This window comes from Streptomyces sp. (assembly GCF_036566765.1).
In the GTDB taxonomy this organism is placed as follows: domain Bacteria; phylum Actinomycetota; class Actinomycetes; order Streptomycetales; family Streptomycetaceae; genus Streptomyces.
The window spans coordinates 1-22,332 of the sequence record NZ_DATCVQ010000705.1 but is presented as its reverse complement, the minus strand read 5'-3'; the positions used below and the strand labels follow the sequence as shown (position 1 = coordinate 22,332).

The following is a 22,332-nucleotide window of genomic DNA, read 5'->3' as shown; positions in this document are numbered from 1 at the left end:
ATGCGGCACGATCGAGCTGCCGGTCAGCAGGTCGACGGCCACGCACCACTTCCACGTGCTCCGCGAGGCGGGCCTCATCCGCCAGTACTACGTCGGCACCTCGCGCATGAACGCGCTGCGCCGCGACGAGTTCGACACCGCATTCCCCGGCTTCCTCACCGCCCTGCTCGCCGCCCCCGAAGGGGGCTGAACCGGCGAGCCCGGCACCCCTGTGGAGAGTGTTCACGCGGGCGCAAGCAACCGGCCATCCCCCTGCCCGGGTGATCGAAGCTGCTCGACGCCCTCGCCTCACACCCGGACGTGTGGAACAAGACGGTCTTCCTGATCAACTACGACGAGCCGAACATCTCGCCCTGGCGACGGGCCGTGTGCGGCGACCTGATGAGCGCCTTCGACTTCGGCACCGCCGTGCCCGCGTTCCCGACGCTGCCCACGCCGGTGGCCGTCGAGGGCCCCCGCGGCACGTACCGCACTCCCCCGTCGACCCAGAAGTTCCCCGCCCAGGAGCCCGGCGTGCGGCCCACCCGGGCGCTGCCGTACGCGCTCGCCGCGAACGGCCGAGCCACGAGCGGCGGTTTCGTCATCGACTTCGTCAACACCGGCACCGCCGGAGCCCACTTCGGCGTCTACGCCGACCGGTTCCGCACCGACGGGCCCTGGCGCTACACCGTCGAGGCGGGCAAGACGCTCTCCGACACCTGGGTCGCGGGCACGCCCACCGGCGCGTACGACCTCACCGCCTACGGCCCGAACGGCTTCCTGCGCCGCTTCGCCGGGCACATGGAGACGGGCCGGCCCGGCATCAGCGACCCCACGATGGCGTCCGGCGCGCTGCCCTGCACGGTCGCCTTCGTCGACAGTCAGGAGGTGAGCGGCGCGAACGGGGCCGGCACGAACGCGGTGGACGGCGACACCGCCACCATCTGGCACACCAAGTGGACCGGAACGGCCGCGCCGCTGCCGCACGAGATCCAGCTCGACCTCGGCTTCGCCCGCACGGTCACGGGGCTGCGCTACGTGCCCCGCACCGACGGGCCCAACGGACGCGTCGGGTCGTGGGAGCTGTACCTGGGCGCCGACGGGACGAACTGGGGCTCGCGGGTCGCGGCCGGGGTGTTCGCGGACGACGCCACGCCGAAGGACGTCCGCTGCGCGCCGTCCCAGGCCCGCTACGTCCGGCTGGTCGCGCTGACCGAGGCGGGCGGCCGCGGCCCGTGGACCTCGGCGGCGGAGGTGGTTCCGCTCGGCTGGTGACCTTGTGGCCGGGCCCCGGAGGCGGCGGGCAGCCGCCTCCGGGACGCCGGGAGGCGGCTACTGGATGCCGGGGATCTGGCGGGCCTTGAACGCGGTGCGGACCGCGTCCGCCGCGCTCGCGCCGTACATCCGCTGGGCCGTCGCGACCGTGGTGTTCGCCGCGGCGGAGAAGCTGGTGTCGGGCGCGAAGCCGAACTGGGCGTTGACGATGATCCGGTCGGCGACCCGCGGGCCGAGGGCCGTGCGGATGTCGAGCAGGGCGCGGGACCATATCTCGCCGTCCGCGTGGACCTCGCCGACCCGGTCCGCGTACGTCTTGTCCGAGTCGATGCGGCGCAGGCAGTGCGGGGCCGCGCTGTACGGGACGGAGTCCCAGTCCGCGACGCAGGCGGCGTCGGCCTTCAGGGGCCAGCCGTACCGGGCGGCGGCGTTCGTGCCGACCTCGACGGCCAGGTAGTCGCCGAACGCCTCGCCGATGGACCCGGCCTCCACGGACGAGCCGAAGCCCGGGACCTGGGCGTGGTGCACCGCGTGCCCGTACTCGTGGACGATGACCTCGGCGTCCTCGGCGTCGTCCACGCCGCCCTTGCCGAAGCGGATCTCGGCCTTCTTGTCGGTGAAGAAGGAGTTGTCCGCGCCCCACTGGTTGATGCGGACGGGCTGCACGCGGTCGTTGGCCCCGCGCAGCTCGCTGCCGAAGCCGAGGCCCTGCAGGTACTCCTGCGCCTCGTTGACCCAGAAGTACGCCATGACCTGCTCGAACTGGTCGTCGTGCCGGTCGTACGAGGCGGCGTCGGCGACCTTCGCGGAGGTCCCGGTGTCGGACCGGACGGCGGCCCAGCGGCCGGAGAGCCCGCCGCTGCCGTCCAGGTTGCGCAGCGTCGCCGTGGCGTACGCGGCAGCGGGGATCGCGTCGGCCGCGTCCTTGCCGTCGGCGAGGGTCTGGTCGCCCGAGGACTGCACGGGGTTGACCATGAAGACCCGGGCCTGGGGCGCGGTCGCGGCGGTGGTGGCGGACCCGGTGGCCGAGGCCGATCCGGCCGTGACGATCAGGGCCACGGTGGCGGTGGCCGCGGCGAGCAGACCGCGGGGTATGCGGCGAGCCATGTACATCCTCCCGTTGTGGATGTCAGGGATGAGGTGTGGTGGATGTGGTGCGTGGGATGTGGTGCGGGCGTGATCCTTGCGCACGCGCCCCCCTCTTGACCAGGTACATGGCAGGGTCTTGACCAGGCAGATGCCAGGTGAGACCGATCGGCGTCAGGGGGTCCGCGCGCGGTGTGACGGATCCGACGCCCGGCAGGGGGATCTTGACGCTTTCCTGACGCCGCACCCCCGGTTGGACTACTCGGGCCTGCCTACGCTGGCCCGGAACGGCACTTGTGATGGCCGAAACCCCCCGTCGAACAGCCCCCAGGAGCAACCCCATGGCCACCACTAGCCCGACGCGTGCGAGCAAACTGCGGGCGTGGATGCTGGAGGGGCTCGCCGACATGGGCAAGGGCCGGCCCGCCGGCCCGCCGCCCGCCGAGGGCGCCCCGGAGGAGCCGGAGAAACCGGCGGCCGGGCACCCGGGGCAGCCCTGGTGGCGGGTCATGTGCCTGACGGGCGTCGACTACTTCTCCACCCTCGGCTACCAGCCGGGCATCGCCGCCCTCGCGGCCGGCGTGCTCTCCCCCATCGCGACGATCGTCCTGGTCATCGTGACCCTGGCGGGCGCGCTGCCCGTCTACCGCCGGGTCGCCGAGGAGAGCCCGCACGGCGAGGGCTCGATCGCGATGCTGTCGCGGCTGCTCACCGCCTGGAAGGGCAAGCTGTTCGTCCTCACCCTGCTCGGCTTCGCCGCGACCGACTTCCTGATCACCATCACGCTGTCCGCCGCCGACGCCACCACCCACCTGGTGGAGAACCCCCACCTCGAAGAGGCCCTGCACAACAAGCAGGTCCTGATCACGATGATCCTCATCGCCCTGCTCGGCGCGGTGTTCCTCAAGGGCTTCCTGGAGGCCATCGGGGTCGCCGTCGCGCTGGTCGGCGTCTATCTCGCCCTCAACGCCGTCGTCGTGGTCACCGGTCTGTGGCAGGTGGCCACCCAGGGCCACCTGGTCACCGACTGGACCGCCGCCCTGACCGCCGAGCACGGCAACGTTTTCGCCATGATCGGCGTCGCGTTGATCGTCTTCCCCAAGCTCGCCCTCGGCCTGTCCGGCTTCGAGACCGGCGTCGCCGTGATGCCACACGTGAAGGGCGACCCCGGCGACACCGAGGCCCGGCCCACCGGACGGATCCGGGGCGCCAAGAAGCTGCTCACCACCTCCGCGCTCATCATGAGCGTCTTCCTGATCACCACCAGCTTCATCACCACGGTGCTCATCCCGCACGAGGAGTTCGAGTCCGGCGGCAAGGCCAACGGCCGCGCGCTCGCCTACCTGGCGCACGAATACCTGGGCAACGCCTTCGGCACGATCTACGACGTCTCGACCATCGCGATCCTCTGGTTCGCGGGCGCGTCCGCCATGGCCGGCCTGCTCAACCTGATGCCCCGCTACCTGCCCCGCTACGGCATGGCCCCGCACTGGGCCCGCGCCGTGCGCCCGATGGTCATCGTCTTCACCCTCGAGGCCTTCCTCGTCACCTGGATCTTCGACGCCGACGTCGACGCCCAGGGCGGCGCGTACGCCACCGGCGTCCTGGTCCTGATCTGCTCCGCCGCCATCGCCGTGACCATCGCGGCGCACAAGGCCGGCCAGCGCGGCTGGACCATCGGCTTCGCCGTGATCTCCGCCGTCTTCCTCTACACCACCGTCCTCAACGTCATCGAACGCCCGGACGGCGTCAAGATCGGCGGCTTCTTCATCGCCGAGATCGTCATCGTCTCGTTCGTCTCCCGGCTCTTCCGCGCCTTCGAACTCCGCGTCACCCACGTCGAGCTCGACGAGATGGCCGAACGCTTCATCCGCGACATCTCCCACCGCACACCACGGTTCATCGCCAACGAACCCGACAACCGCGACATCGCCGAGTACCGCGACAAGATCGAGCAGATCCGCCACGACAACGACGTCCCCATCACCGAGGACTTCGTCTTCATCGAGGTCACGGTCACCGACCCCTCCGAGTTCGAGGCCGCCCTGACCGTGCGCGGCGAGGTCATGCACGACCGCTACCGCGTCCTCACCGTGGAATCCTCCTCCGTCCCCAACGCCCTCGCCGCCCTGCTGCTCCACGCCCGGGACATCACCGGCGCCCGCCCCCAGATCTACTTCGAGTGGACCGAGGGCAACCCGCTGGCCAACTTCCTGCGCTTCTTCCTCTTCGGCCGCGGCGAGGTCGCCCCGGTCACCCGCGAGGTGCTGCGCGAGGCCGAGAAGGACCGCTCGCGCAGGCCGCGGGTGCACGTCGGCTGACGCGTCTTGTAGAATGTTCAACGGAGTCCCGGTGCCGGGTATCCCCCGTGTCCGGCACCGGGACTTCCTTTGTCGGCGTCCTTCTCCGCCGTCAGCCGGCGAAGCGGGCCATCCACGCCTCGACCTCGTCCGCCGACCGCGGCAGACCGGCCGACAGGTTCTCGTTCCCGTCCTCCGTCACGAGGATGTCGTCCTCGATCCGGACGCCGATGCCGCGCCACTCCTCGGGCACCGTGAGATCGTCCGGCTGGAAGTACAGCCCCGGCTCCACGGTGAGCACCATGCCCGGCTCCAGAACCCCGTCGACGTACTCCTCGTTGCGCGCCTGCGCGCAGTCGTGGACGTCCAGGCCCAGCATGTGACCGGTGCCCGCCATCGTGAACCGGCGCTGCAGGCCGAGCTCGTACGCCCGGTCCGCGGGGCCCTCGATGAAGCCCCACTCGACCAGCCGCTCCGCCATGGACCGCTGCGCCGCCTCGTGGAAGTCGCGGTACGCGGCCCCCGGCTTGACGGCGGCCATGCCCGCCTCTTGGGCCTCGTACACCGCGTCGTAGACCTTGCGCTGGACAGCCGTGAAGGCGCCGCTGATCGGCAGGGTGCGGGTGACGTCGGCGGTGTAGAGGGTGCGGGTCTCCACGCCGGCGTCGAGCAGCAGCAGGTCGCCGGGGCGGACCGGGCCGTCGTTGTCCGTCCAGTGCATGATCGTGGCGTGCTCGCCCGCGGCGCAGATCGAGCCGTATCCGACCGAGTTGCCCTCAAGACGCGCACGACGGAAGAACGTGCCCTCGATCCACCGCTCGGACGAGGCGACCGCCCCCGACAGCTCGCCGACGCAGTCGGTGAACCCGCGCACGGTGGAGTCCACCGCCTTGCGCAGCTCGCCGATCTCCCACGCGTCCTTCACCAGGCGCAGGCCGCTGAGCACCTCCTCCAGCTCGGCGTCCCGCTCCTCGTCCGTCGTGACCGCGGCCTCCAGGGCCGGGTCGACGCCACGGACGATCCGGGTCGGCGCGCCGGAGCCGGCCGCCAGGTCGGCCGCCGCCGTGCGCACGTCGCGGCAGGGCAGGCCGAGCACACGCTCCGCCTCGGCGAGCGAGCGTCGCCGGCCCATCCACAGCTCCGCGGTGTAGCCCGACCAGAACTCGTCGCTGTCCCGGCTGTCGCGCGGCAGCTGGAAGCAGTACGCGTCGTGGCCGCCGTCCTCGCGGGGTTCGAGCACGAGCGCCCCGTCGCGGGCCCGGTCGCCGGTCATGTGCACATAGGCCGAGTGCGGCCGGAACGGGTAGGTGTCGTCGTTCGAGCGGGCCTTGAGGTTCCCCGAGGGGATCACCAGGCGCTCGCCCGGGAAACGCGCGGACAGCGCGGCGCGGCGGAGGGCCGCGTAGGGCGCCTGCTCGTCCGGCTGGAGATCGTGCCGCTCGGTGTCCGCCCAGCCCGTCCGCATCAGAGCGGACAGTTCCTCGGAGATCCCCGAGTAGAGGCCGTTCTTGCGACCCTTCGCCACGTCGTGCACCTTCTTCCGAGAGGTTCGTCTGCGCCGAGAGGCCCTCGGCGGCTCCCGGAACGTACTGCCGGAGGGTGCGCCCCGGGGGCGGCACAGTGCCAGTGGCACCGATCTGCCATCGGCGGGGCCGGAGCGTCGATAATGCGGCGTATGGCGAACGCGAAACTCGGCGAGGCCCTGCGACTGCTCGGCATCGACCACGCGGCGGGCCGGGTGTACCTGGCACTGCTCGAACTGGCCCCCGCCCCACTCGGCGCGATCGGCACCGCGACCGGCCTGGACGACGGGGAGCTCGCGGCGGCGTACGGCGATCTGGTCGACGCCGGGCTGGCCAGCGCCGCCGAAGAGGGCGCGGACATGGTGGCCCCGGTTCCGCCGGCCGCGGGCCTGGAGATCCTCGCCCGGCACCGCGCCGCCGAGCTCGACGAGTCGCGCATCACCGTCGGCGGCGCGTTCGAGTCCTTCCGCCGCCAGCGGCTCGCCGCGTACAACGACAACCTCGTCGAGGTGGTGACCGGGGAGGCCATCGGCCCGCGGATGCGGCACGCATGGGCGAGCGCTCGCGAGCAGATCCGGCAGTTCGAGTCGCCGCCGTACTTCCCCCTGGTCGGCGCCACCGAAGACGCGCTCGCGACACTGGCCCGCGGCGTGCGGCAGCGGGTCGTCTACTCGCGGGAGTCGCTGGAGGTCCCGGGCCACCTGAAGGACGTCATCGAGCCCTGCATCGAGGCCGGCGAACAGGCCAGGGTGTTGCCGTCGCTGCCGGTCAAGCTGGTGATCATCGACGAGGCGTACGCACTGGTGTCCCTGTCGATCAGAGAGGCCGACGTGCACAACACCATGCTCGTCGTGCAGCCCTGCGGGCTGCTCTCCGCACTGATCGCCCTCTTCGAGCAGTCCTGGCAGAGCGCCCTCCCCTTCCACGGCCGCACCACCCGCCCGGCCGGCCTCCCACCCGCCGACCGCCGCCTCCTGCGCCTCCTCGCCGGCGGCGCGAGCGACGAGGTCATCGCCCGCGAACTGGGCGTCAGCCGCCGCACGTTCTTCCGCCGCCTCCAGATCCTGATGGCCCGCCTGGGCGCGGCCAACCGCTTCCAGATGGCTCTGCAGGCGCAGCGGAACGGGTGGTTGTGAGCGGGGTGACCCGTCAGACGGTGGTGCGGTGGGCACGGGCTCGGGCGAGCCAGCCCAGGGACGTGCTGAGCAGCCCGACCACCAGGGCCACATAGCCCCCGCCCAGCCCGTTGCCGGTGCCGAGACCGCCCTCGGCGGTGGCCACCACCAGAGCGCCGACCACCATGGCGAGCGGGCCCGCCGCCAGGGCCACGACGGCCCCGTTCCGCGCGACCCGGCCGCCGGCGGAGCGGCGCAGCGCAAGCCCGCCGAGAACCGACCCGGCCAAGCCGACCAGCCCGGCCAGGCTGGCCCCGACCCGCCCGACGCTCATGGTGTAGACGTCGGCGGCGTACGGCTGAACCGCGACGTCGGCAGCCGCTGGTCGGGCAAGCACGAAACCGGCGACCAGGGCGGCTCCGGCGACGCCGACGACAGTGGCAAGACCAGTACGGACAGACATGAGGTGCTCCTTCTCCTCCTCGCAATGGGACGGTCCGAGCATGTCCGCCGGACCGCCGCCGGTCGTCCGGCGAGCGCAGACACTTCACGCTGCCACCGCCGCCGCAGTCGCCTACCGCGGACGCGGCAGCAGGCAGGGACGTACCACGTACGCGGTAGGCCACCGCTCGTTCCCCGGCAGGACTCGCCCGCGACGCGCTCCCGGCTAGGGTGCGCGCATGAGCACAGGAAGGTCCGGTCTCCCCACCGGCGTCATCGACTGGGCGATCGCCCTCGGAGTGGCGGCGGCGCTGCTGATCACCGGCCTCTCCGGGGAGCACCCCGCCACCGGCCTCGGCCTCCTCGGCTACGCCCTGCTGGCGGCGGGCGGCCTGTCGCTGATCGCACGCCGCCGGGCGCCCCTTCCCGTCCTCGCCGTCACCGGGCTGTGCGCGGTGGGCTACCAGGCGGTCGGCTTCGACGTGCCCGTCGTCGCGTACCTGTTCGCGGTGTACGCAGCCGTACGCGCCGGCCATCGCACCGCCACGATCGTGGCGAGCGTGGCCATACTCGCCGCCCTCCCCCTCGCGGCCCTGGCCTCGGGCCTGCACGACACGGGCGAGGCATTCGCGCAGGCCCGGGGGGCGCTCGAGATCGCCTGGCTGATCGCGGCCGGCGCGGCGGGCGAGGCACTCCGGCAGGCCGAACAACGGGCGGAGGAGGCCGAGCGCACCCGCGAGGAGACCGCGCGCCGCCGCGCCGACGAGGAGCGCCTGCACATCGCGCGGGAGCTGCACGATTCGCTCACCCACCAGATCTCGATCGTCAAGCTGCAGGCCGAAGTCGCCGTCCACGTGGCCCGCCGACGCGGCGAGGAAGTGCCGGAGGCGCTCCTCGCGATCCAGGAAGCGGGCCGCGAGGCAGCCAGGGAGCTGCGCGCGACCCTGGAGGCGCTCCGCGACGACGACACCGCCCCGCCGCGCGGACTCGACGACGTACCCCAACTCGTCGAACGGGCCCGGACGATCGGCCTCGACGCGACGCTCACCATCGAGGGACGACCGCACGACATGCCCGCCGCGCTGGACCGCACCGTCTACCGGATCGTCCAGGAGTCACTGACCAACATCGCCCGGCACGCGGCCGCCGGCACGGCATCCGTACGAATCGACTGCCGCCCGGACGTCCTCGCGATCCGCATCGACGACGACGGCCGCGCCACCCCGGACGACCCGCCCGCGCCCGGCGTCGGACTCCTCGGCATGCGCGAACGCGTCACCGCCCTCGGCGGCCGCCTGCGGGCGGAGCCGCGCGGCGAGGGCGGCTTCACGGTCCAGGCCGAACTCCCCGTCGAGCAGGCGTCATGATCCGCGTCCTGCTGGTCGACGACCAGCGCCTGCTGCGCAGCGGATTCCGTGCGCTCCTCGACATCGAGGACGACATCGAGGTCGTGGCCGAGGCCTCCGACGGCCAGGAGGGCCTGGCACTCGCCCGCGAGCACCGGCCCGACGTCGCGCTCATCGACGTACAGATGCCCGTGATGGACGGCATCGAGGCGACCCGGCACATCGCCGCGGACCCGACCCTGACCGGCACCCACGTCGTGATCCTCACCAACTACGGCTTCGACGAGTACGTCTTCGACGCGCTGCGCGCCGGCGCGGCCGGATTCCTGGTCAAGGACGTCGTCCCGGAGGACTTCCTCCACGCCGTACGCGTCGCAGCACGCGGCGACGCCTTGCTGGCCCCGTCGATCACCCGCAAACTGATCAACCGCTACGTCACCGAGCCCCCGCGCCGCCCGGACGCCGAGGCGGGCCTGAAGGAGCTGACCGCCCGGGAGCGCGAGGCCGTCGCCCTGGTCGCACAGGGCCTGTCCAACGACGAGATCGCCGCCCGCATGGTGATCAGCCCCCTGACCGCCAAGACGCATGTGAACCGCGCCATGACGAAGCTGCACGCTCGGGACCGCGCCCAACTCGTGATCCTCGCGTACGAATCGGGCCTGGTCACACCCAGCAGACGCTGACCCGAGGCAGCTGGCGGCGGCGATTCAAGAAACGTCCAAGCCGACGTTCAAGGTCCCCCGCGCACTCTGACGGTGTCCTGTCACCACGACATCGGAGGAACCCGTCATGCTGACCGACCGCCGCACATCCGCGCTCCGCCTCTCCGGAGCCGTACTCGCCGCCGGACTCATCGCAGGCATCACCTCACCGGCCTCCGCCGCCGGCGACCCCACGCCGCTCAAGTACGTGGCCCTCGGCGACTCCGTCGCGGGAGGCATCGGCGCCGGCCCGTCCAGGGACTCGGTCAACGGCTGCTTTGCGGACGAGGCCGAAACGCGCCGGATCGCGAACCACTCAGCCGCATATCCGGTGCGGGTCGCGTCCGCGCTCAAGGCGAACCTCGACTTCCAGGCCTATTGCGGCGCGAATGTGAGGGCCGTCAAGAACACGCAGCTCAGGACGCTGTCCAAGGCGACCGACCTCGTCACGGTCCAGGTCGGCGCGAACGACTTCGGCTACGCCAAGGTCCTGGAGAAGTGCGTGAAGGGGGCCTTCGGCAGCGTCTGGGAGTGCAACTGGAACATCGACCGGATCACGCTCCAGTACCGGTTCAACCTTCCCGGCAGGCTGGACGGTCTCTACAAGGAGATCAACGAGAGGAAGGGTAAGAACACCCGCGTGATCGTGGTCGGCTACCCGAGGATCGTCGCGCCCGACTCGACGGCTTGCCTGAATGACGGCGTGATGCCCCGCTCGACCCACCAGCGGATGACCCGGGCCGCGACCGCTCTGAACGCCACGCTGAAGGCCGAGGCTCTGGAGAAGGGCTTCGACTTCGTCGACCCGACCCCGTCGTTCAAGGGCCACGAGGTGTGCGGCGACCCCGCGTGGGTCAACGGCATCAAGTGGCCTTACTTGGTCGACTCCTTCCACCCCAACACCGCCGGCCACCGGGCGCTGGGCTGGCTGGTCTGGCAGAAGGTCAAGCCCGCGTGAGCCCGGGGGCGGACGCGCACGACGGCCCTCCGGACCGGTGTGCGCGTCCGCCCTCAGTCCTGCTCACGGAAGTACGTCTCCGGCATCCGGTTGTCATGCTCCAACGGCTCCTTGGTCCCCTTGTGGGCCCAGACGAGAAACACGCCCACCCCGAGACCGAGCAGCCCCACCGGAATGACCACCGCAAGCACCCACTCGGACACGCCGCTTCCCCCTTGGCCGGCCGTTCGTCCTCCGAGGCTGCCACGCGGCGGCCTCCGGTGCACCCCGTACCATCGCCTGGTGAACGAGAACCTTCCTGCCTGCCCCGAATGCTCCAGCGCCTACACCTACGAAATGGGCGCGCTCCTCGTCTGCCCGGAATGCGGCCACGAGTGGTCCGTCTCGGCCGATGCCGCAGGCAGCGGGACCGGCACCGGTACCGGCGAGAAGGTGATCAAGGACTCGGTAGGCAACGTGCTGGCGGACGGCGACACGGTCACCGTCGTCAAGACCCTCAAGGTCAAGGGCAGCCCCACCGGCATCAAGGCCGGCACCAAGGTCCGCAACATTCGCCTCGTGGACGGCGTCGACGGCCACGACATCGACTGCAAGATCGACGGCTTCGGCCCCATGCAGCTCAAGTCGAGCGTGGTCAAGAAGGCATGACCCGGCAGCTTCGCACCGGCATCCATCCTCCGCAGGAGGTGGCTGGTGGGGTCAGCTGATCCCCCGGCGATACGGGTGCCGGTCGGCGAGGGCTCGGATCGGTGGGCCAGTCGGGGCGAGCTTCGCCGGGTGCTGCACAAGCCGGGAGCCGGGAGCCCGGGCGGCGACGTTCGGGTTGTCCGCCGAGTGGCTGCTCGCGGAAGACCAAGCCGGCCCCGGACGCGCCCCTCGCCGCGTTCGTCGAGGAAGCCCCCGGCTGGACCCGCACGGCCTGCTGCGCTAGCAGATGGAGGCCCTTCGCCGGCGATCGAGTCACCGTCGAACCCTCTCAACCTGCGGGGACGAAGATCGGTCATCATTGCCGCAGACAAGACCGGACCGGGGGCGGTCGCTCTCGCGTGCGTCGTGGGACGGGCCGCCGCCGGCCGGCAGAACCACGGGGGCGTAGATGCGGGGCAACGGCGAGACGGTGTTGTGGGATGTGCTGACCGGTGCGGCCGAGGCTGCGCCTGACCAGGGCATCGTCCATGTACACGGGGACGGTGGCGAGCGGTTCGTCGCCCATCGCGCGCTGCTCGCTGATGCGCTGTGCGTCGCGGGAGGGTTCCTCGATGCGGGGCTCGCGCCGGGGAGTCATGTGGTGCTGCCGGCAGAGCGGAGTGAGGAGTTCCTGCCGCTTTTCTGGGGCGCGGTCGCGGCTGGGCTCGTACCGGTGCCGCTCGCCCCGGACGTGCGGCGGGTGCTGCCCGTCTGGGAGTTCCTCGGCCGGCCGGCGGTGGCCGTGGGCGAGTCCACCGCGCCGCTGCTGGACGCCCTGCCCGACTCCGTACGCTCCCTGACGCTCGACGGGCTGCGGGACCACCCCGCGCCGCGGCGGCTGCCGGAGCGGGCGCCTGGCGACGTGGCGTTCCTGCAGTTCTCCTCGGGCAGTACGGGGGCGCCCAAGGGGGTCGAGCTGACGCATGCGTCCGTACTGGCCAATCTGGCGCAGATGCGCGCCGCGGCCGGCATCGCCTCCGAGGACGTGGTGGCCACCTGGATGCCGTACTTCCACGACATGGGCTTGATCGGCACCCATCTCGTGCCGCTGTCGGCGCGGATCAAGCAGGTCCGGCTCGAACCCCTGACGTTCGCCAAGCGGCCCGTGCGGTGGCTGGAGGCGGCGGCACGGCACCGGGCGACCCTGCTCTCGGCCGCGAACTTCGCCCTGGCGCTCGTCGAACGACGCGTACCCGAGGACGCGCTCGCCCGTCTCGACCTGACGCATGTACGGATGATCCTGGTCGGCGCGGAGCCGATATCCCCCGCCGTGTGGCGGGCCTTCGTCCGGCGGATGCGGCCCACGGGGCTCGCGGCGGCCGCGCCGCAGCCGGTGTACGGCCTCGCCGAGGCGACGCTGGCCGTGACCTTCCCGCCGCCCGGCGAGGTGGCCCGACCGCTCGCCCTGGACCGGGCCGCGCTCAGCCGCGGGCAGGCCGTGGACACCGCGCCCGGCCAGGACGCGGTCGAGCTGATGGACGTGGGCAGCCCCGTGCCCGGGTGCGCCGTGCGGATCACCGACGACGGGGGCGAGGCTGTCGAGGAGCGTCGGGTCGGCCACATCGAGGTCCGGGGCCCGCAGGTGGCCCGTGGATATCACCGTGCTCCGGAGGCGACGGCGAGCACGTTCGTCGACGGGTGGCTGCGCACCGGCGACGTGGGCTTCCTGCGCGCAGGACGGCTCTGTGTGACCGGTCGGTCCAAGGACGTCGTCTTCGTCGACGGCCGTACGTTCCACGCGGCGGACCTCGAAGAGGTGGCCGCGAGCACGCCGGGTCTCGGCCGGTGCCCGGTCGCGGTCGTGGGCTCCACCGATCCCGCGGGCGCCGGCGAGCGCGTGGTCGTCTTCCTCGCGCCCGCACCACCCCTTGCCGCCGTGCGCCCCGAGCTCCTGCACCAGGTCGGGGGGCGGGTCCGCGAGGCCCTGGGACACGACGACGTACGGGTGTTGGCGATGCCCGCGCGTGCGTTCCCGCGTACGACCAGCGGGAAGGTCCGGCGCGGTGCGCTGCGCGAGCGCTTCGAGGGCGGGGAGTATCCGGAGATCGCGGGGCGGGGGGATGTAGCGGTGGTGGGGGGCGCAGTCGCGACTGGGGCCGCGCGGGCCGGCTCCCTGCCGCCGGCACTGGTCGGTGCGGTGGGCGAGGACGAAGCGCGGCAGGGTGACCTGCCGTCGTCGCCCGCGCCTCGGGCCCGGCGGGACGTCGAGGCCGTTGTGCTCGGTGTCTGGGCGCGGACGCTTGGGCTGCCGTCGCAGGAGATCGGGCTGTACGACGACTTCCGCGCGCTCGGGGGGTCGTCGGTGAAGGCCATGGAGGTACTGGCCGGGCTGGAGGACGAGTTCGACGTGGAACTGCGGCCGTCCGACATACGCGACCACGCCACCGTGGCCGCGCTCGCCGGGCTGATCCTCACTGCCGACAGTCCCGACCGCTCCCACTCCCCTCGGCCGGAGCCGGTCCGTGACGCCGCCCCCCTCGTCGCCGTCTCCGGCATCGCATGCCGCTTCCCCGGCGCCGCGACCCCGGAGGCGTTCTGGGAGCGGCTCGTCGAGGGGTACGACGCCGTCACCGGCGTACCGGACGGGCGTTGGGCGGATCCGGCGGACGGCGACGGCCGGTGGGGCGGGTTCCTCGACGAGCCGGCCGGGTTCGACGCGGCGTTCTTCGGCATCGGCGAGGAGGAGGCGCGGGCGACCGATCCCCAGGCGCGGATCCTCCTGGAGCTCGCGCACGAGGCCCTGGAGCGGGCCGGTTACGCGGGCGGACGCCGCCACGGCCGCCGGGTGGGTGTGTTCGTCGCCGCCGGTGACAGCGGCTATCGGCGACTGCTTGAACAGGCTTACGGTGAGCCGGAGTTGCCCGCAGCCGCGCTGACGGGGAACCTCCCCAACATGCTCGCCGCCCGCGTCGCGCACTGCCTGGACCTGACCGGGCCCGCGCTCGCGGTCGACACCGCGTGCTCCTCGGCGCTGGTCGCGCTGCACCTGGCGCGCCGCAGCCTCCAGGCCGGTGAGTGCGACGTCGCGGTCGTCGGCGGCGTACACCTCAACCTCACACCCACCGGGTACGCGCTCATCGAGAAGGCGCAGGCTCTCTCCCCGACCGGCCGCTGCCACGCGTTCGGCGCGGCCGCCGACGGTTTCGTCCCCGGGGAGGGCGGCGCGGCGCTGGTCCTCACCCGTCTGGACGAGGCGGAGCGGGCCGGTGATCCGGTCCTCGCGGTCCTGCGCGGCACCGCCGTGAACAACGACGGCCGCTCGCTGAGCCTGATGGCGCCCAATCCCCTGACGCAGCGTGAGGTCATCACGCAGGCGTACCGCGACGCCGACGTAGCCCCCGAGAGCGTGTCGTACGTGGAGGCGCATGGCACGGGTACGCCGATCGGCGACCCGGTCGAGCTGCGCTCGCTCGCGCATGCCTTCCCGCCGCGTGCCGACGGGCAGCTCCGGCTGCTCGGCTCGGTCAAGACCAACGTCGGGCATCTGCTCAACGCCGCCGGCATGCCGAGCCTGGTGAAGGTGGTCCTCGCACTCGGACGGCGGCAACTGCCGCCGTCCCCGCTCCAAGCGGCGCCCGCGCTCGACCTGGACGGTTCCGGTTTCGCCCTGGTGGACGCGGTACGGGACTGGGAGGCCCCCGGCCCGCTGGTCGCGGGGGTCAACGCGTTCGGCTTCGGCGGCACCAACGCCCATGCCGTACTGGAGGAGGCACCCGCCCGGCCCGAGGAGACGCGGGCGCCGTCGGGTGGCGCACGGCTGCTCACCCTGTCGGCGCACGGGGCGGACGGGCTGCGCGCAGCCGTCGCCGATCTCGCAGACCATCTCCGAGACCACCCTGGTCTCGACGAGGGTGACGTGTGCGCCGCCGTCGCCTCGGCGCGTGACGAGGGGCCCGACCGTCTCGCCGTCGTCGCCGAGGGCGATCTCGCCACCCGCCTCGACGCCGTACGCGAGGGGGAGGCGCCGACCGGCGCCGCTGTGCGTTCCCGGGCGCGTCTCGTCCTCCTCCTTCCCGGGCAGGGCGTACGTCCGCACGACCAAGCCCGCGCCCTGTATGCCGACGCGCCCGCCTTCCGGGAAGCGCTCGACGAGGCGTCGGACCATGCCGGCGCGATCGGCGGGCGCAGTCTCGCAGCCTGGTGCCTCGACCCCGACGTGTCGCCCGACGCGCTCGCCGGAACCGACATCGCCCAGCCGCTCCTCGTCGCCTACGGGGTCGCGCTCGCCCGCCAGGTGCGGGCGTGGGGGATCACACCGGACGCGGTCGCCGGGCACAGCGTCGGCGAGATCGCCGCCGCGTGCGTCGCCGGGACGCTCTCGCTGGCCGACGCCGTACGGTTCGCCGCCGAACGCGGTCGGCTGATGGCGGAGTTGTGCGCCCCCGGTGCCATGGCCGCGGTGCGCTGCGACGAGGGGACGGTCGCCGCCCTGGTGGCCGACGCGCGGGGCGCGCTGAGCGTGGCCGCGGTCAACGGTCCCGACCAGGTCGTCCTGGCCGGCACGGAGGCCGCCGTGGAGCGCGCGGTCGCCGAGTTGTCGGCCCGGGGCATCGCGGCGCGCCGGCTCGGGGTGTCCCGGGCCTTCCACTCGCCCCTGATGGATCCGGCGCTGGGCCCGCTCGCCGACACCGCCGGAGCCCTGGCGCTCCGGCCGTCGGCGACACCGCTGATCAGCACGGTCACAGCCGAGTGGCAACCGGTCCTGGACCCGGCGTACCTGCGGGAGCACGCGCGCCGGCCGGTCCGCTTCGGCGCGGCCGTGGACCGTCTGCTCGGCGACGGGTACGACACGTTCGTCGAGCTCGGCGCCGGTTCGCTGGGCGGTCCGGTACGCGCCATCGCGGCGGCGCACCCGCGCGGAGCCGGGGCGCTCGCACTCGCGGCCGGGGACCGGGGCGGTGCGCGGGGGCTACTTGAGACCGTGGGCCGGCTCTGGCAGCGGGGCGTGCCTCTGGACCGTACGACCATGGACGCCGGTCGGGCACGGGTCACCGTACCGACGTACCCCTTCCAGCGGCGCCGCTACTGGCCGGCCATCGCTCCCCAACCCCGGCCGCTGCTCCACCGGTTCGCGTGGGACGACGCCCCGCTGTCCGTCGGCTCCGCGCCTCGTACCGTCCTGCTGGCCAGCCCGGATTCGCCCCTCGCCCGCGCGTTCGCGGACCGGCTCAGGGGGCGGGGTGTGAACGTCCGGCGAGTCGGGGGGCCGCTGCCCGGTGGTGACCGGCTGAGCCACGGTCTGCGGCTCCCCGACGGTGACGGGCTGAACCACCGTGTGCCCGCCCCGGAGGCCGTAGTCCTGCTCGCCGGTCCGGCCGTGGAGCCGGATTCCGCCTCCGCTCTCGACGCAGCGCACCGCGCCATGGTGACCGAGCTCCAGGACCTGCTGCCACAACTGGCGCAGCACCGCCCGCGCGTGCTCGTCGTCACCGAGGACGTCCATGTCACCGGCGCCGGGCCGGAACGCCCGTGCCCCGCGCAGGCGGTCCTGACCGGGCTGACGCTGGCGCTGCCCGACGAGTTTCCCGGCGTCGAGGCCCACAGCGTCGACCTGTCCTCCCTTGACGAGGTCGATGCGCGGGTGGACGCGCTCGACTACGAGCTCGCCGCGCGTCCGCAGCCGCGGGAGGGCGGGCCGGCGACCGCCATCGCCTGGCGGGCCGGGCGACGCCTCCTGCGGACCGCCGAGCCGGTCGCCACGGAACCCGTGTCGCACGAGGCGGCGCTGCCCGCCGACGGCGTGTATCTGATCACCGGAGGCGCCGGAGGAGTCGGTGGCGCGCTGGCCCGTGATCTCGCGGGACGGGGTCGGCCGACCCTGGTGCTGACCGGTCGCTCGACCGTGCCGCCCGCCGCACTGCTGGCCGAACTCCGGGCGCTCGGCGCCACCGTGGAGTACCGCGCCGCCGATGTCTCCCGCGAGGCGGACGTCGACGCGCTCCTTGCCGGTCTGCCGCGTCTCGACGTGCTCGTCCATGCGGCCGGCGTGGTCCGCCCCGGCACTCTGCGGGCCAAGACGCCCGAGGATGTGGCCGAGGTCCTGGCCGCAAAGACACGCGGCACGGAACTGCTCGCGCGCGGGCTGCGCAAGCACGACCTGCACCCCGCCCTCTGCGTGGCGTTCTCCTCGGTCGCCTCGGTGCTGCCGGGCCTCGCGGGGGCGATCGGCGACTACGCCGCCGCCAACGCCTACCTCGACGCCTTCGCCGCCGCCGAGCGCGCGGCCGGCCGGCCGTGGCAGGCGGTCGACTTCGCGGCGTTCGCCGACACGGGACTCGCTGCCGGTACGACGGGCGCCGGACGCGGACCCGCGCCGCTGGCGACCCGCACCGCGCTGGAGGCCCTGCGCCGCGCCTGCGCCACCGACGCCGCCCACCTGATGGTCGCCGACCTGAGCCCGGGCGCCGCCCGACGTACCCCGACCGCCGACGTCGCCGTCGCCGTCGTATCCGCGTATCCGAACGCCGTCCCCCGAGAAGTGCGCACCGACGACGCGACCGGTCTCTCGGACGTCCTGCGGCAGCTGCTGTCCGAGGCGCTCCACGTGTCCCCGGACGACCTCGGTGACGACGTGCCGCTGCTCGGCCTGGGCCTGGACTCGCTCATGGCCGTCGATCTCGTGAAGCGGCTGGAGAAGGAGCTCGACCGCTCCCTGCCCATCACGTTGTTCTTCGAGCACCGGACCCTGGGGGAACTCGCCCGCCGGCTCGCGTCCCTCGATTCCGAGGACCCGTCCCCGGACTCCGACGCTCCGCCCGCGAAGGAGGCGGCCGCCGACGGCGTCCCCTTCCCCCTCACGCCGGTCCAACTCGCCTTCCACACCCAGGGCGGTCTGTACCCGGACGTCCCGGCCTACGGGTACGTGACCCACGACGTCCGCGGCCCCCTCGATCCCGATCTGCTCGGCGTGGCCCTCGGTCTGCTCGCCGACCGTCACCCGATGCTCCGCATGCGGATTCGCCCCGGGCAGGCAGCGGCGCCCATGCAGGCCGTAGTGCCGCCCGGCCGCGAGGGGATACCCGGCGTTCCCGACTGGTACGAGGTCCGTGACCTGCCCGGCGTCCGCACCGTCGAGGAGGAGCTGGGTGAGCTCGAAGAGGCCCTGTGCAACCGCCCGTTCGACCTCACCGCCGCGGCGCCCGTACGCGCCGTGCTCGCCCGTACCGGTCGTACCACTCGCACCGCTCGCACCGCTCGCACCGGGGAAGCCGACTCCGCCCGTCTGGTGTTCGTCGTGCACCACGCCGCCGCCGACGGCTTCAGCCTGAACATCCTCGGCGAGGAGCTCTGGGCGCTCTACACGGCCCTCTCGCAGGGGCGCTCCCCCGAACTCCCCCCGCTCACCACCCACTTCGCCGCATACGCCACGCACGAACAGGCGGAGCGGTCGGAGGCCGCCCTCGCCGAGGACCGGGCCTACTGGCGCGAGGTGCTCGCCCGCAGGGGCGAGCCGCTCGCGCTCCCGTACGACGGCGACCCGCTCGCGCTCCCCGAACCCCCGCTCCTCGCCCACCAGGTGGCCCCCGGCCCCGAGCTGTCGGCCGCGCTGCGCGAGGTGGCCGCCGCGCACGACGTGTCCCTGTTCCACCTGCTGCTCGCGGCGTACGCGCGCTGCCTGTCCCGGTGGGGCGGCGGCCGGGAAAGCATGTCCGTCAACGTCGCGCGGGCCCGCCGCGAGACCAGGCTGCCCGGCATCGACCGGCTGGTCGGGCCGCTGGCCGACACCCTGCCGATTCCCCTCCACGTCGGCCCGGACGACTCGGTGCAGGCGCTCGCGGTGCGGCTGCGCGACGCGTGGCCCGAGGCCGAGCGGCACGGCCGGCTCACGAGTCCGGATCTCGCCCGGCTCCTGCCGGCGCAGGGGGCGGGACCGCGTACGGCGGGGCCCGCGTCGTTCAGCTTCGCGCGGTTCCCGGTCGCCCTCGACCCCGACTGCCCGGTGGAGGTCCGCCCGACCTCTGCCGGAACGGCCTCCGCCGCCACCCGGCTCAGCCTGCTGTGCTGGGAGTCCGACGGGGCACTGTCCTTCTCCTGGAACTTCCCGGCCCGGCTGTTCGACCGGACCACGATCGCCCGGCTGGCCGAGGAGCACCTGGTCGAGCTCGCCGAGGCCGCGAAGCCGACGGAGGCCGCCGAAGAGCCGTCGGACATCGTCGCCCGCCTCCTCACCCAGTTCCGCGCAACGCCGGACGCAGTGGCCGTCGACACGGGCGACGGCGCCGTCCTGACGTACGCCGAACTGGACCGGGCGTCCAGCGCACTCGCCTCCCGGCTGCGCGCTCAGGGCGTCGCCCCGGGTGACCTGGTCGGGCTGCTGACCGAACCCGGCGGCGACACCGTCGCCGGTGTGGTCGGCATCCTGCGGGCCGGCGCGGGCTGGGTGCCGCTGGACGCGGCCCATCCCCCGGCGCGTCTGACCGACCAGCTGGAGCGGTCCCGCGCCACCGCGCTGGTCTGTCATGCGGCGACTCGCTCGTCGGCGGCGGAGCTCACCGCGGGCGCAGGCATCACCCTCGTCGCGGCGGACGGGCCTTCGTCCGAGCACGATCCGGAGGTTCCGGCCCCCGGTCCGGAGGCACCGGCCCCCACCCCCGACTCCCTCGCGTACGTGATCTTCACCTCCGGCTCCACCGGGCGCCCCAAGGCGGTGCCGATCACCCGTCGTTCGATGACCAACTACCTCGACTGGGCGCTGGCCACGTTCGAGTACCGCGAAGGCGACCGGCTCGCTCAGACGGCGTCGCTGTGCTTCGACGCGTCGGTACGCCAGCTCCTCGCGCCGCTGCTGGTCGGGGCCACGGTGGTCACGGTGCCCCGGCAGTTGCTCCGTGACCCCGAGGCGCTGCTCGACCGGGTCGAGCAGGCCCGGATATCGGTGTGGAGTTCGGTTCCGAGCCTGTGGTCCCGGCTTCTTGAGGCCGCCGAGACCCGGGTACAGGACGGCGGGACGGCCCCGGATCTGTCGGCCCTGCGCTGGATCCACGTCGGCGGCGAGGCGCTCCCGCCCGCCCATGTGCGCCGCTGGTACGACCTGTTCGGGCCCGGGCACCGGATCGCCAATCTGTACGGGCCCACCGAGGCCACCATCAACGCCACGTTCCACATCATCGACAGCCGCCCCGCCGACGACGTGCGCTCTCTGCCCATCGGCAGGCCCCTCACCGGCACGGCGGTCGACGTGGTGGCGGCGGACGGGCGGCGCTGCGCACCGGGTGAGCCCGGCGAGCTGCTCATCGCCGGCGTGGGGCTCACACCCGGCTATCTGCACGAACCGGAGCTGACCGCCGCCGCGTTCACCGAGCGCGACGGGCGCCGCTGGTACCGCAGCGGCGACCGGGTCCGGCGCGGCGCGGAAGGTGTCCTTGAGTTCCTCGGACGGCTCGACGACCAGGTGAAGGTCCGCGGGCACCGGGTGGAGCCCGGCGAGATCGAATCGGTGCTGCTGACGCATCCCGCGGTAGCCCGCGCCGCCGTGGTGCACCGTGACGAGCGGCTGAGCGCCTTCGTCGAGTGCCGGCCGGGCGTCGCGAGGCCGGATTCCACGGCTCTGCGCGCCCATCTGGCGCGAACGCTTCCGGAGTACATGCGCCCGACCCGGATCCACGTCGTCGACGAACTCCCCCTGACCGGGACGGGAAAGATCGACCGTGCCGGGCTCGTCGCGCCCGTGTCCGAGTCCGCGTCGAAGTCGGCGTCGGAGTCGGCGTCCGAGTCCGCGCCCGCGTCCGCGGACGACGCCACGGCGCCGAGGACCCTCCCGGTGACTCCGACCGAAGTCCTGCTGGCCGGTGTCTGGTCCGAGTTCCTCGACAGCGAGGAGGTCCGCCGCGAAGACGACTTCTTCGGGCTGGGCGGCGACTCCCTGCTCGTCCTCCAGGTGTTCGCGCGGCTGCGGGAGGAGATCCCGGTCCTGCCCAGGCCCACGGCGGTGTACACCCACCGCACACTGGCCGCCCTCGCCGCGGCGATCGACAGCGCCGCCGACGGCGGACCCGTCGAGGACGAACCCGTCCACGACGCACCCGCCCACGACGTACCCGCCCACGACACAACGGCGCACGGTCCTTCCCCCTTCCCCCTCTCCCCCTCCCAGCGCGGATTCCTCCTCGCGGAGGCCATGGCGCCCGGCTCCCGCACGGCATGGCTCGCCTGTCTGCGGATCGACGGCCCCCTGCGACCCGAGGTGTTCCAGCGGGCCGTCGACGCCTGCGTCGTACGCCACCCGATGCTGCGGACCGTGTTCCCCGCCGGCGCACGCCCGCCGGTCCAGCAGGAACTGCCGCCCACCCTGCGGCTCCCGGTCGACTTCGAGACCCTGGCCGACCCCGGCCTCCTCGCGGCACGCATCGCCGAGGAACGGGAGCGACGCCTCGAATCCTGGGCGTGGCCGCTGCTGCGCCTTCGGCTGCTCACCCTCGGACCCGACGAGCACGCGCTCATCGTCCACGCCCACCACCTGATCGGCGACGGCTACAGCGTGGCCCTGCTCGGCCGGGAGCTGCTCGCCGTCTACGACCGTCTCGTACGGGGCGAGCCCGCCGAACTCCCGCCGCTGCGCGGCACGTTCCGGGACCAGGTACGCGCGGCGTCGACGTCCGGCGGCACCGGCAGGGCCAAACTCGAGGCGCCGTATCGACGCCCGGTCCTCAGGAGTCACACCGGAGCGGCGACGCACGACAAGGCCCCTGCGGCACATCCGTACCGCTCCACCGGCTTCACCCTGGACGCGGACCACGTCACGGCCCTGCGCCGGATCGCCACCGCTGCGGGCACGACGCTCTTCGCCCCGGTCCTCACCGCGTACTACCGGACACTGGCCGGCGCGACCGGGCAGGAGGATCTGATCCTCGGCCTTGCCGTCTCCGGCCGCGACGACGCACAGCCCGACGCCCACCGGGTGTTCGGCCCGTACGCCGCTGCC

The 22,332-nt window shown here is 73.1% G+C and carries 12 protein-coding genes and 1 pseudogene; 9 read left to right on the top strand and 4 right to left on the bottom strand.

The annotated features are described in order from the left end of the window. Window positions 1-190 (top strand): annotated as a pseudogene (locus VIU94_RS40645) (helix-turn-helix domain-containing protein); the annotation flags it as partial. A 110-nt stretch (window positions 191-300) separates the two neighbouring features. After that, complete coding sequence (locus VIU94_RS40640; protein ID WP_331920000.1) at window positions 301-1,254, top strand: phospholipase domain-containing protein; 954 nt, start codon at window positions 301-303, stop codon at window positions 1,252-1,254. Between the two features lie 57 nt (window positions 1,255-1,311). On the opposite strand, the gene VIU94_RS40635 is transcribed toward VIU94_RS40640, so the two are convergent. Next, complete coding sequence (locus VIU94_RS40635; protein WP_331919998.1) at window positions 1,312-2,361, bottom strand: M4 family metallopeptidase; 1,050 nt, start codon at window positions 2,359-2,361, stop codon at window positions 1,312-1,314. Window positions 2,362-2,681: 320 nt separating this feature from the next. Here VIU94_RS40635 and VIU94_RS40630 point away from each other — a divergent pair, with 320 nt between their 5' ends. Further along, window positions 2,682-4,661: an APC family permease gene (locus VIU94_RS40630; RefSeq protein ID WP_331919996.1), complete on the top strand. Its 1,980-nt coding sequence runs from the start codon at window positions 2,682-2,684 to the stop codon at window positions 4,659-4,661. 91 nt (window positions 4,662-4,752) lie between these two features. On the opposite strand, the gene VIU94_RS40625 is transcribed toward VIU94_RS40630, so the two are convergent. Next, window positions 4,753-6,165 (bottom strand): aminopeptidase P family protein, encoded by a 1,413-nt coding sequence (locus tag VIU94_RS40625; RefSeq protein WP_331919994.1) that lies wholly within the window; start codon window positions 6,163-6,165, stop codon window positions 4,753-4,755. Between the two features lie 150 nt (window positions 6,166-6,315). Between VIU94_RS40625 and VIU94_RS40620 the strand changes: the two genes are divergently transcribed. Continuing rightward, complete coding sequence (locus VIU94_RS40620; protein WP_331919992.1) at window positions 6,316-7,299, top strand: helix-turn-helix transcriptional regulator; 984 nt, start codon at window positions 6,316-6,318, stop codon at window positions 7,297-7,299. Between the two features lie 13 nt (window positions 7,300-7,312). Here VIU94_RS40620 and VIU94_RS40615 read toward each other — a convergent pair whose 3' ends face one another. After that, window positions 7,313-7,741 (bottom strand): DUF6223 family protein, encoded by a 429-nt coding sequence (locus VIU94_RS40615; protein WP_331919990.1) that lies wholly within the window; start codon window positions 7,739-7,741, stop codon window positions 7,313-7,315. Between the two features lie 217 nt (window positions 7,742-7,958). Here VIU94_RS40615 and VIU94_RS40610 point away from each other — a divergent pair, with 217 nt between their 5' ends. From VIU94_RS40610 to VIU94_RS40600, 3 genes are all read left to right on the top strand, one after another. Continuing rightward, the gene (locus VIU94_RS40610) at window positions 7,959-9,086 is read left to right on the top strand and encodes a sensor histidine kinase (protein WP_331919988.1); all 1,128 of its coding nucleotides are present in this window, start codon (window positions 7,959-7,961) and stop codon (window positions 9,084-9,086) included. Continuing rightward, window positions 9,083-9,748, top strand: a complete 666-nt coding sequence (locus tag VIU94_RS40605; protein WP_331919986.1) for a response regulator — start codon at window positions 9,083-9,085, stop codon at window positions 9,746-9,748. Before VIU94_RS40610 ends, VIU94_RS40605 begins: the two co-directional genes overlap by 4 nt. Window positions 9,749-9,854: 106 nt before the next feature. Then, window positions 9,855-10,724 (top strand): SGNH/GDSL hydrolase family protein, encoded by an 870-nt coding sequence (locus VIU94_RS40600; RefSeq protein WP_331919984.1) that lies wholly within the window; start codon window positions 9,855-9,857, stop codon window positions 10,722-10,724. 53 nt (window positions 10,725-10,777) lie between these two features. Here VIU94_RS40600 and VIU94_RS40595 read toward each other — a convergent pair whose 3' ends face one another. Then, window positions 10,778-10,927, bottom strand: a complete 150-nt coding sequence (locus tag VIU94_RS40595; protein WP_331919982.1) for a hypothetical protein — start codon at window positions 10,925-10,927, stop codon at window positions 10,778-10,780. A gap of 79 nt (window positions 10,928-11,006) precedes the next feature. Between VIU94_RS40595 and VIU94_RS40590 the strand changes: the two genes are divergently transcribed. Both VIU94_RS40590 and VIU94_RS40585 read left to right on the top strand, forming a co-directional pair. Continuing rightward, on the top strand, window positions 11,007-11,372 hold the full coding sequence (locus VIU94_RS40590) for a zinc ribbon domain-containing protein YjdM (RefSeq protein WP_331919980.1): 366 nt from the start codon (window positions 11,007-11,009) through the stop codon (window positions 11,370-11,372). Between the two features lie 448 nt (window positions 11,373-11,820). Beyond that, a partial coding sequence (locus tag VIU94_RS40585; protein ID WP_331919978.1) for a non-ribosomal peptide synthetase/type I polyketide synthase occupies window positions 11,821-22,332 on the top strand: 10,512 nt, incomplete at its 3' end.